Here is a 596-nt window from a genome sequence, read left to right on the forward strand (position 1 = left end):
CGAGGTAATCTTGAGCATATTGTCCTGGGACGGGTCAACGGTTCCGCTGTGTACCAGCGATGCGCGCTCCGAAAGGGTCTTGACCATTTCCTGCTGATGTTCGGTAGGCTGCGCCACGATGTTGTGGTATTCCACCTCCGGGGTGGGCAGGTTCAGTTGGTCAGCGGTCTTGATGTCCGCCACTTCTTTGAACAGGTTCATCAGCTCCGGCAGATTAAAGAACTTGCTGAATCTCGTTCTTGCCCGGTAGCCGGTGCCTTCCGGTGCCAGCTCCAATGCTGTGACGGTCTCTCCAAATCGGGAAGCCCAGCAGTCGAAGTGGGTCATGTTCAGTTCTTGCAGGCGTTCATACTGAAGGTAACGCTGCATGGTGTAAAGCTCGGTCATGGAGTTGCTGACCGGGGTGCCGGTGGCAAAAATCACGCCACGGTTTCCGGTGATCTCATCCATATAGCGGCACTTGGCAAACATATCGGAGGATTTCTGCGCGTCCGATGTGGATAAGCCTGCCACATTCCGCATTTTGGTGTATAAAAACAATGGTGATAGGTAATCCTTTGAAGCAATCTCCAGATTTTCCCCCACCTCACGCCGGG

General features: G+C 53.9%; 1 protein-coding gene. It reads right to left on the reverse strand.

The features are described 5' to 3' along the window. A partial coding sequence (locus ACESSZ_RS16495; RefSeq protein ID WP_499842913.1) for a helicase-like domain-containing protein occupies window positions 1–596 on the reverse strand: 596 nt, incomplete at both ends.

The sequence above is a fragment of the Eubacterium sp. 3_1_31 genome (assembly GCF_964249515.1).
GTDB lineage: Bacteria > Bacillota_I > Bacilli_A > Erysipelotrichales > Erysipelotrichaceae > Longicatena > Longicatena caecimuris.